This window comes from Cupriavidus sp. 05N40 (assembly GCF_056397305.1).
In genome coordinates this window covers 1-9,909 of sequence record NZ_JBFTND010000247.1, presented here as the reverse complement: position 1 = coordinate 9,909, position 9,909 = coordinate 1, and the positions used below count along the sequence as shown (strand labels likewise).

Genomic DNA, 9,909 nt, shown 5'->3' with positions numbered 1-9,909 from the left:
GAACCAGAGCGTCCACAGTGGCTTGCAGTTCGCTTCGTGTGTCCATGATGTTGCTCCGCGCAGGTGACATGAGAACAAGCATTAGCTCGCAAATGCAATTGTGCAAGCGAGCCCGGGGCCCGTGGCCGGTGCTTTGGTGGCCGCCCGAACGCTTCGCGCAGCTTTCCCTTCGCCCGCGCCAGCCCGTCGGGCGGGCATTCGATCGAATTCGCGCCCAGATTCAGGCGAACGATGGCAAGCTGCTCCGATGGCCATTCAATCCGCGACAGAGGATTTCTGTACAGACTGATCGCCTTGAATTGGTCGGCGCGGCGACCATAAAGGCAGATGTCTTCGAGCAGATTCTTGAAAAGCCCCTAGCCCGATTTTGGGGGAACAACATGCGGTGGATGCCCATCTCTCACGACAGCTTTTTGTTGTATTTTCAATACATCCAAAGCGAGGCCGCCTGGCACATATAGGACGACAGTGATTGCCATCACGTGCCGCAAGATGCACAAAAGTTTGGTGCAAGTATTACATGGTGCACATTACGCGGAAAGCGGTGGAATCGCTTGCATGTTTTTGTTGCGAGCAGCTCATTCCATTGGCGTTACGGCCACAGCTATGCCCCTAGCAGATCCGCTAATCGCACATTTCCAAGAGCGCCTTCTTCGGGCATCTGGCTTGTGCCGTGTAAAGTAGTTGCGCACGCAATCGGGCAGAACTCATGGTTTCCGCAGAACGGCGATTGACACGGACTGCGGGGCGGAAAGACGGGGTAGAAGGACAATGTTTTCAGAGCAGGTTGGAGAGATGTTTGCGGCACTGGCGGAATTAACACCGCCTCAAATTGAAGACTTGCGGGCGATGATGGATACGCTGAACGGTGAGGGTATTCGCAATACAGGTCAGCCTCTGGCCGACCGTTACGACGGCGGCACGCGTGTTGGGAACAGTGACGTTCTGGGCCAGCAACAGCGGATGTTTTACCGCGATAGCGACAAATCCTTGAACGCTGACAGAGGGGCACCAAGTTTTCGGCTCAGTAAGGCCAGCATGTTCGTTGGCACCGATTCTCTCCCGTGCGATCTTAGCGGAACGACCTACGTGCTTCCGGCGGCCAACATGGAGACCTGCGGAGTCGTTTCCGCGCTCAACGCTCGCGATTCCGTTGACAAGCCTCTGGACGCCAACGCTGCCACTGTAGCTGTGCATGCGGTACTGGCTGGCGGCGACGCACACGAAGTGCATGGCCAATCGCTTGAGGCAGCGGATGCCTCTTCAATCGAGCCGGAAGAAACAGGGCTGACCCACTGCCAAGGCGCGGTTGTCGCAACCGATCATTGACGGTCTGACGGTCAAAGCGACGATCCAGCCAAGTCAACCACCGGTCGACCGCGTCGCGTAGGTCTTCCAACACGATAGGCCCTTCGCGCAGTGACTCGATCCAATCGACGAACTCATATTCACTGTGTTCGTCCCTGGCCTCCAGATACCTCTCGATCCCGCCCATGTCCTCGGGTGGACATGGCCCGAAACCCGCCACGCAACGGGGCAGCCGAGCAGGATGTTGCCGCAGCATACGCCGCTCCATCCGTATCTCGTGGCGCCACCACGCGTTGAAGTCATACACGTAGACGAAGCCTTCGTGTTCGCGGAGATGAAACGCGGTCAGCGGCAGTTCGTTATCCACGGTGCAGAACTGCAAGACGCCCTCATGAACTTCGCCGTAACGCCGGCCACGAATACTGAACGTGTGCAGATGTTCGTCGGCCCAGCCCATGACGACCTGGATGACATTGTGCAATTGCCCGAGCGTCAAGTGCTCGGGAACGAGGACGCGTCGCCAAACCGACGGGCTGAGGCCGCGCAGAGCAATGCGAAGTTGAAGGAGGGAGGTCGCCGGCCCGGGATCGGAAGCCATGCGCGTATTTTAGGTGCCTCATTGGCCTCTCGGCGGTGGTCCGGTCGCTCGCCCCCGTTTTGGCGCGGTCTCCTACCGGGAGGCCGGCGGCGGCGCCGTGGATCCGCGCACCACCAGCTCGGGGCGCAGTTCGATGACGACACTGGCCGTCAGCGGCTTGGCGATCCGGCGCAGTAGCAGCTCGGCGGCCTGTTCGCCCATGTCATGCACGGGTATCCGGATGGTCGTGAGCGGCGGCGTCAGCGCGTCGACGAATGGCATGTCATTGTGGCCGACGATGGATACGTCTTCCGGGCAGCGGATGCCGCGTTCGCGCAAATAGTCGTAGCAACCCATGGCAACGAGGTCATTGCCCGCGGCGATGGCGGTCAGGCAAGGCAGGGCCTCGAAGAGTTGCGCGCAGGCCTTGCGACCCGCTTCACGCGCGTAGCTGTCAGCCTCGACGACCGCATGTTCACCGCGACGCAGCCGATGGCGCTTGACCGCGTGCAGGAAGCCCTCGCGGCGCGACTCCCCGGTCGAGGTACTGGCCGGRCCGGCAATATGCCCGATGCAGCGATGTCCCAACGACACCAGATGGTCGACCGTCAACCCCATGGCCAGCGCACTGTCACTGACCACGCACGACGCCCTGCCCGTGTGTTCGCCGCGATTCACCATCACCACGGGGATGCCGACCTTCACGCAGTAGTCGAGCAACGGATCGTCTCGCTCGGCGGTCGCGAGAATCAGCCCTTCCACCTGCCGGGCCAACATCTGTTCGACGACAAAGCGCTGGCGGGCACGCTCAATGCCCGCATTCACGACAATCGGCACATAGCCCATCCTGGCAAGCACCGACTCGATTCCCGCCAGAATCGGCGGAAACACCGGGTTGGCGATATCGGGCAGGATTACGCCAACCAGCCCTGAGCGTTGCGTACGTAGCCCCGCCGCAATGCGGTTGGGACGAAAACCGCGTGCCTCGGCCAGCTTGAGGATGCGCGTGGCGACCTCCTCGGCCACAAGGTGGCGCGTCGCGGGGTTCATCACGCGCGATACCGTGGAATAGTGCACATTGACCTCTGCGGCGAGGTCTTTGATGGTCACGCGTTTGCGCTCGGACATGGGACGGCGGAAGCCAGGCTGGATCGTTGAGATGCGCCATTCTAGCGTCTGCCGCGCTGGCGCCCGTCACTCTCCGGCGCGCACCCCCGATTGCTTGACCACTGGCGCCAGCTTGACGATCTCAGCCTGGATATAGCTGGCAAATTCCTGAGGCGTGCTGGATCGGGGCTCCGCGCCTTGCGCAGCTAGGCGCTCGCGCACGTCGGGGGCGGCCAGCGCCTTGCCGATCTCGGCATTGAGGGCGCTGACAATCTCCTTCGGGGTCGAGGCCGGCGCCAGGATGCCAAACCAGGAGTCGAATGCATACCCGGGAAGCCCCGATTCCGCCACGGCGGGGATGTCGGGGAGCGCAGCGGCACGCTTCGGCGTGGTCACGGCCAGCGCACGGAGCCTGCCCTGTTTGACGAATGGCATCGCCGATACGGTAGGCGCGAACATCATGTCGCCACGCCCGGCCATCACATCGGTCAGTGCCTCGCCGGTGCCCTTGTACGGAATGTGCATGATGTCGATGCCCGCCTGAATCTTGAACATCTCGCCGCTCAGGTGCGTGGAACTGCCCGAACCGGCCGAGTCAAAGTTCATCGCGCCCGGCTTGGCCTTCGCCGCCGCGACAATGTCGCGGACCGACTTGTACGGACTGGCGGCATTGACCACCAGCACATTCGGGACCGAGGCCACCAGCGATACCGGGGCGAAGTCCTTCAACGTGTCGTAGCCCAGCTTCGGATACAACGTGGCATTGATCGCATGCCCCACCGAGACCAGGATCAGGGTGTAGCCATCGGGCGCGGACTTGGCAACCGTGGTGGCGCCCAGCGTACCGCCGGCGCCCGGCCGGTTGTCGACCACGACCTGCCAATGGCCGCTCTCGCCCATCTTGGTGCCAATGATCCGCGCCAGGATGTCGGTGGCGCTTCCCGCGGAAAATGGCACGACCAGCCGAATCGGCTTGGCCGGATACTGGGGCTGCGCGCTAGCGAGCGTCGGCATGGCGGCGGCCAGCGCCAGCGCCAAAGCCGCAAGGCGACGGAAAACACGGGGCCGGAAAGCAACGGGGCGGAAAAACAGTCGAATCATGATGGTCTCCTCGCAACAATGTCCTGTCCGGGCGTCAGAAGAAGTGCCGCATGCCGAACGCGATCGCTTGCGGATCGGCGCTGGCCTTGACGCCAAGCTCGTTGATGGCAAAGTCGTAGGTCGCGTTTTTCTTGTTGTTGATGTGGCTGAAATACGCGTAGAGCGCCGTGCGCCTGGACGTCTTCTTTCGCATCTGGGGTCTCCTCCTGTTTCTATGGATGGTGTGCAAACGTTTGCAAAGGCAAACAAAAAACACTACGGTGCTGCCCGCGCGGGATACGGCATCGCCAGCAGCAGCATGGCCGGCAGGTTGAATGGATTGGTGACCTGGCGGGCCTCTCCCGGCGCGAGCCTTACCGAATCGAACCGCCCTAGGGTGACGCTCTCGGACGGGGTCCGGATGCAGACCTCGCCTTCCAGGACGACGTAGTGCTTTTCGACTGGCGACGCATCGAGCGAGGTATGGCCGCCTGGCAGGATGACGGATACGCCCATCCACAAGGCATCCGAAGGGCCCGCCTCATGCCCCTGGAGACGCAGGCACTGCATGCCCTCGTGGTTGGCCGGGTAGTAGGCCGGCGCCTGCGCAAATCGTGTCGTATTCATGGCGTCAGCACCACGCGCTCGGTGGCGCCTTGCAGCACGGCGCGATAGGCGTCCTTGGCATCGGCCAGCGCATACGTATAGTCCGGCAACACGGGGAACGGCTTGAGCTTGCCGGTGGCGAACATCGGAGCCAGCGCGTCGAGAATCCCGGCACAGGCCTGGCTGTCCATCGCCAGGGTGTCCACGCCCACGTAAGTGTGCTGCCCCCGGTAGAACGCGAAGATATCGAACGGCACCGGCTTCTCGATGGTCGAAATGAAGATCTGCGTGGCGCCGATTGCCATGGACAGGTTGGCCTGTTCGAAGTAGGGACTGCCCACCGTGTTGTAGACGATGTCGGCGCCATGGCCACCGGTTTCGTCGCGGACCACGTCGGAAATGGTCTCGCGGCTGGAGTCGATCATGCGCACCGGGCCGCTGGCGTGGCCACGATACGGCCCCGCCTTACGCTCCACGGCGAAGACGCGCGCGCCAAGCGCGGTGGCGATCTGGATCGTCGCCTGCCCGACTTTGCCGTTGCCACCGCCGACCAGCACCACGTCACCCGCCTTGGGCATGCCAGCACGCCGCAGCCCTTCGTATGCCGTAATGAATGGCACGCCCACCGCACCGGCTTCCATCAGCGACAGCGTTTCCGGCTTGGCACGCACGGCGTCAATGCCGATGCGCAGGTACTTGCCATGCGTGCCATCCCGACGGATGCCGAGCTCGCCGCCGCTTCCCCAGACCTGCTGGCCGATCCATTGGCTCGGTCCGTCGATGACGACGCCCGCATAGTCGCGTCCCGGCGTGCGCGGCCAGATCGCGTGCGGCATCAGGCCAAGCGTGGCCTTCACATCGCTGGGATTGACGCCCGCGCTGGCCACTTCGACGATGCACTGGCCGATGCCAGCCTCCGGTCGCGGCATCCCGACCAGCGACAGTTCGAGCGCATCGATGGTCGGAGCTTTCTGGTGAACCTGAATGGTGTTCATGATGAATGGGATAACAAGAAACGTGGAGGATTTGGGACTTCTGGAACGGTCAGGCTTCGCGCAGGCCCAACTGCACACGCGCGTCGGACGCGGAAGCGATCTCGCCGCCAAGCGACTTGACGATGTCACGGGCCTTGGCCACGAGCGCTGCGTTGCTAGGCGCCAGAACGCCCTTCTCGAGATAGATGTTGTCTTCGAGACCGACACGCACGTGACCGCCGGCCAGCCACGCCTGCGCGACGATCGGGAATTCGGCGCGACCAATGCCGAATGCCGACCATCGCGCGCCTGGTGGCAGCATGCTGCGGGCATAAAAGATCGTCTCCGGCGTGGCGGCAAAGCCGTACTTCACGCCCAGCACGAAAGTCCAGAGCCCGGGACCATCGAGCACGCCATCACGTATGAAGTCGAGTGCCAGATTCAGATCGCCAGAGTCGAAGATCTCCAGCTCGGGCATGACCCCTGCCCGGCGGATCACTTCTGCCATCTTGCGTACGTTTGCCGGCGTGTTGATCACCACATCCGCACCCGAGTTCATGGTGTTGAGATCCAGCGAGCAGACATCGGGACGCAAGGCCGCAATATGCGCGACGCGCTTGAGCGGATGCAACAGCGTCGTGCCAGGCGCGGCCACGCGCGGTTCGTTCTCGTCGGGCACGAAGCGTCCGCCCGGCCCTGTGGTGAGATTGATGATCAGGCTGCGATTGCGGGCGCGAATCCGGTCGATGACGTCGGCATAGTAGTCGAGCTCCATCGATGGCCGCCCAGTCTTCGGGTCGCGCACGTGAATATGCGCAGCCGCAGCGCCGGCCTCGGCGGCCTCGAGCGCGGCGTCGGCGATCTGGGCCGGCGTCACTGGCAAGCCGGGGTGCTGCTCGGGTGTCACGATATTGCCGGTCACCGCGCAGGTAATGATGGTCTTTCTTGCGTGCATGGACAATTCGAAAAATAAGGGCTTGAGGAATAGTCAGCCGAGCTGGCGGCCGCCGTCGACAACAATGGTGGTGCCCGTGGCGAACCGCAGCGACGTGGCACATGCAGCGATGGCATCCGCCACGTCTTGCGCATGGCCGATGCGGCGCAGCGGCGTGGTTTTGGCGGCCCGGTCATTGAACGTGCTGTCGCGGCCGGGTACAAAGGCCGTATCGACCACGCCCGGAGAAACATTGAGGACGCGAATCTCGGGGGCCAGCGCCCGGCCCAGCGACATCGCCATCACGTCGAGGCCGGCCTTGGCGGCACAATACGCAACGTTGCTGCCCTGCCCCGTGCGGCCCGCAATCGAGCCAACATTGACGACCAGGCCGTCGCCCCCGGCTCGCAATGCCGGCGCGAAGGCACGAATCGCCGCGAACTGGCCCCGCCAGTTGACTGCGAACAGTTCGTCGATCAGGGTGTCGTCGAGGGCGTCGAGATCGCCGTGTGGAATGGCGCGTGTGAATCCTGACGTATTGACGAGAATGTCCACGCGGCCATAGTGGTGCTGCACATCGGCAGCCAGCTCCCGAAGCGAAGCGCTATCGGCCACCTCGGCATACGCGGCCATATGGTTGCCGGCAGGCAGGCCCTCGACCGTTTTCGCGGTGCGATCGGCATTGCGACCGGTCAGCACCACGCTGGCGCCCAGATTGGCCAGCGCGCGGCCTGTGGCAAAGCCGATACCGCCGGCTCCGCCAATGATCACGGCAACCTTGCCGGAGAGTGTAGTAATGGTCATGGTGTGGCGCAGTGAATAGGTGGACAGCCTTGTGTATCAGTCGATCAGTCGATCAGTCCATCAGCCGATCGGAGGTGTTGGAAACGTCTGCTCGCCGGGTTCGAGAGTGAAGTCGAACTGCAGCGTGTAGTACGGCGCGGGCAGGTCGCCCCAGGGGCTCAGCCCCGTGTCCACAAGCTGGAACGCGCCGACGAGTTGGCGATGCACACCGAACGTGACATCGGTCTCCAGGATGTCGGAGTCGTCGGCARAGACCTGCGTCACGAGCGTGCGATATCCCGGTGCGGCAACGATGAAATGGATGTGCGCGGGCCGATACGGATGCCGGTGCTGGGCGGCAAGCAACGTGCCGACCGGGCCATCGGTGGGAACCGGATAGCCGGCGGGACGCACCGTACGGAAGTGATAGTTGCCGTCGGCATCCGCGTGAAACATGCCACGCAGGTTACGGTCGGGTTGGCGCGGGTCCTGGTTGTCATACAGGCCGACTGGCGACGCCTGCCAGACTTGCACCATCGCACCAGGCAACACCGAGCCGTCCGTGGCACGCACCGTGCCGCTGACGAACAATGGCAAGCCGGGAGAGTCGTCTTGCACCACGCAGTCACCGCACTGGTAGCGCGGCGCATTGGCGCGATAGAACGGTCCCAGCAACGCGCCGGGCGTGCGGCCACCCTGCGTGCTGTTGTTGATCGTCGTGACCAGCGTCGACAGGCCGAGTACGTCGGCGGCCAGCACGACTTCATTGTTGGTGGCGTGCGTCGCGTGCCCCAGCGCGGCGATGAACGCCAGGCCTCGCTCGAATTCCTCGTCGGTGGGCCTGACCTCGCGGAGGAAGGCGTGCAAATGCGATACCAGCGCGGCCATCACGGTCCGCAGGCGATCGTCCTCCGTCCTTGCCATTGCCTGCACGACGACCTCGGTCACCGACGCCTCCCCTTCGATCAGGGCAAGCGCACTGACCGGCTTGGGCGCCGGCTTGGCGTGTTTCGTCTCCATAACCATCTCCTTCTTTTGCAAACGTTTGCATTATGATCGGTTCCGCGCGAATGGCAAGCACGGAAGCGGAGACGGAAAGTGGCTGAATATCTACTTGCGCGTGGAAAACACCGCGAAATCAAGGCGCCGACGATGGCATCCGGTCAAACCCTAGCCATGGCTGGGAACGGATTCAGGCCTCAGCGTGGCAAACCTCTCCGAGGTTGTGCCCGTTCGGGCCAATGACGAAGGCGGCATAGCAATTCGCGCGATAGACCACGGCGACCTGCTGGCGACTCTCGGCCGTGAAGGCCAGATGCAGGTGCGCCGGTTTCTCGTCGGCATGCCGCCGACTCATAGATTCTTGCTTAAATCGTAGTTATACGGATCCGTCGTGAATCGCTGCGATTGCTGGGCGCTCAGCGTCTGGCTGGCACAGCCAAACACGCCAAGCGTCAGTACGCAAAGGATCGCTGCGGCGAGCTTTCTTAACATGATTCCCCCTCAGCCAAAGAATGCCCCTGCGGGCGAGGTTGAATTTTTATCTTAGTGTCTTATTCAGGTTCCAGCCGAAAATTTCGAGGCTAATGTGCCATATTGCGCACACGACATTTGACATTATCTTTTTCGATTTTAAAGCCCGGCATTGTTTGCAGGCTGCCTTCTCCGCTGTCAGAAAATAGTGCTGGCTGTCTCACATCAGTTCTCGCAAGAAGACCTTGTACAGATGAGGGAGAGTGATCGAACAGTCGTGCGATCTGACAAAGCGTGTGGCCATTGCGCCGCCCCGCCCACATTATTGCCATCAGAAGGGAACATTACAGACTCTGCATTCTTCGCGCATCAGGGCAGCGAAACAGTTCGAACCCGAGCGACGCAACCGAAAACTAAGCGGACGATCCGGTAAGTCCGTGGATGCTTGGGCAGCCAGGAAAAGGGCGAATTCGTAGAAGATCGTATGCCAATGAACACGGAGAAATCAGGATGCACAAAGAAGTCATGTTTGAGTCGGATGAACTGCAACTCACGGGGGCCTTGCATTTGCCCGCCGATCTCGCCGATGGCGAACGTCGCCCTGCCATCGCAGTCTTGCATGGATTCGGCAGCAACAAGGATGACGGCATGGTGAAATTGGCCACAAACCTGTTTTCGTTGCTCGGCTATGTGGTCTTACGCTTTGACATGCGTGGCTGTGGCACGAGCGACGGCGAACGTGGCAAGGTACTGTGTGAGGATCAAGTCTGCGATACGCTCAACGCTGTCAGTTATTTGCAGAGCCTGCCCGAAGTGGACCCGGCGAAAATTGCCGTGATGGGGCACAGTTTCGGGGCTGCTGTTGCCGTCCATGCAGCCGGCGTGGATCCTCGTATTGGCGCTTGCATATCATCAGCCGGTTGGGGCGACGGGGCGGCAAAACTCCGCCAGCAACATGCTGGTCCGGGTGCCTGGGAGCGCTTCGAGGCAATGGTGCAAAAGGGCCGTGCGCAGTTGGCTCTTGGCCATTCGATGCAGGTCTCGCGCTTCGATATCGTGCCAATTCC

10 protein-coding genes and 2 pseudogenes are annotated in these 9,909 nt (G+C 62.1%); 3 read left to right on the top strand and 9 right to left on the bottom strand.

The window, feature by feature from the left end:
* Positions 1 to 461, top strand: a 461-nt coding sequence (locus AC1DO7_RS36050; RefSeq protein WP_477117211.1) for a hypothetical protein, incomplete at its 5' end; no start/stop codon positions are given.
* A 310-nt stretch (positions 462 to 771) separates the two neighbouring features.
* Positions 772 to 1,329 (top strand): hypothetical protein, encoded by a 558-nt coding sequence (locus tag AC1DO7_RS36045; protein WP_441621726.1) that lies wholly within the window; start codon positions 772 to 774, stop codon positions 1,327 to 1,329.
* Positions 1,330 to 1,486: 157 nt separating this feature from the next.
* On the opposite strand, the pseudogene AC1DO7_RS36040 reads toward AC1DO7_RS36045, so the two are convergent.
* From AC1DO7_RS36040 to AC1DO7_RS36000, 9 genes and pseudogenes are all read right to left on the bottom strand, one after another.
* Positions 1,487 to 1,906 (bottom strand): annotated as a pseudogene (locus tag AC1DO7_RS36040) (plasmid pRiA4b ORF-3 family protein); the annotation flags it as partial.
* Positions 1,907 to 1,978: 72 nt separating this feature from the next.
* Positions 1,979 to 3,013, bottom strand: a complete 1,035-nt coding sequence (locus AC1DO7_RS36035) for a LacI family DNA-binding transcriptional regulator (protein WP_441621635.1) — start codon at positions 3,011 to 3,013, stop codon at positions 1,979 to 1,981.
* Positions 3,014 to 3,079: 66 nt separating this feature from the next.
* A complete protein-coding gene (locus tag AC1DO7_RS36030; RefSeq protein WP_441621718.1) occupies positions 3,080 to 4,006 on the bottom strand; it encodes a tripartite tricarboxylate transporter substrate binding protein in 927 nt (308 codons plus the stop codon).
* A gap of 121 nt (positions 4,007 to 4,127) precedes the next feature.
* Positions 4,128 to 4,271: pseudogene (locus tag AC1DO7_RS36025) on the bottom strand (porin); the annotation flags it as partial.
* Positions 4,272 to 4,348: 77 nt separating this feature from the next.
* Positions 4,349 to 4,699, bottom strand: a complete 351-nt coding sequence (locus tag AC1DO7_RS36020) for a cupin domain-containing protein (protein WP_441621637.1) — start codon at positions 4,697 to 4,699, stop codon at positions 4,349 to 4,351.
* Positions 4,696 to 5,673, bottom strand: a complete 978-nt coding sequence (locus tag AC1DO7_RS36015; protein ID WP_441621638.1) for a quinone oxidoreductase family protein — start codon at positions 5,671 to 5,673, stop codon at positions 4,696 to 4,698. The genes AC1DO7_RS36020 and AC1DO7_RS36015 overlap by 4 nt, the downstream gene beginning before the upstream one ends.
* 49 nt (positions 5,674 to 5,722) lie before the next feature.
* Positions 5,723 to 6,607, bottom strand: coding sequence for a beta-keto acid cleavage family enzyme (locus tag AC1DO7_RS36010; RefSeq protein WP_441643521.1), 885 nt, complete (start codon positions 6,605 to 6,607; stop codon positions 5,723 to 5,725).
* A gap of 33 nt (positions 6,608 to 6,640) precedes the next feature.
* Positions 6,641 to 7,390 carry an SDR family NAD(P)-dependent oxidoreductase gene (locus AC1DO7_RS36005; RefSeq protein ID WP_441621642.1) on the bottom strand — a complete coding sequence of 250 codons (750 nt, stop codon included), beginning with the start codon at positions 7,388 to 7,390 and terminating at the stop codon, positions 6,641 to 6,643.
* 60 nt (positions 7,391 to 7,450) lie between these two features.
* Positions 7,451 to 8,389 carry a dioxygenase family protein gene (locus AC1DO7_RS36000; RefSeq protein ID WP_477117210.1) on the bottom strand — a complete coding sequence of 313 codons (939 nt, stop codon included), beginning with the start codon at positions 8,387 to 8,389 and terminating at the stop codon, positions 7,451 to 7,453.
* Positions 8,390 to 9,352: 963 nt separating this feature from the next.
* On the opposite strand from AC1DO7_RS36000, the gene AC1DO7_RS35995 reads away from it, so the two are divergent.
* Positions 9,353 to 9,909 (top strand): alpha/beta hydrolase (locus AC1DO7_RS35995; RefSeq protein ID WP_477117209.1); only part of this gene is annotated, 557 nt, incomplete at its 3' end.

Bases quoted from the DNA above. Each gene is read 5' to 3' on its own strand.
- AC1DO7_RS36015 (WP_441621638.1), bottom strand. From the start codon at position 5,673: ATGAACACCATTCAGGTTCACCAGAAAGCTCCGACCATCGATGCGCTC.
- AC1DO7_RS36010 (WP_441643521.1), bottom strand. From the start codon at position 6,607: ATGCACGCAAGAAAGACCATCATTACCTGCGCGGTGACCGGCAATATC.
- AC1DO7_RS36005 (WP_441621642.1), bottom strand. From the start codon at position 7,390: ATGACCATTACTACACTCTCCGGCAAGGTTGCCGTGATCATTGGCGGA.
- AC1DO7_RS36045 (WP_441621726.1), top strand. From the start codon at position 772: ATGTTTTCAGAGCAGGTTGGAGAGATGTTTGCGGCACTGGCGGAATTA.
- AC1DO7_RS36030 (WP_441621718.1), bottom strand. From the start codon at position 4,006: ATGCCGACGCTCGCTAGCGCGCAGCCCCAGTATCCGGCCAAGCCGATT.
- AC1DO7_RS36020 (WP_441621637.1), bottom strand. From the start codon at position 4,699: ATGAATACGACACGATTTGCGCAGGCGCCGGCCTACTACCCGGCCAAC.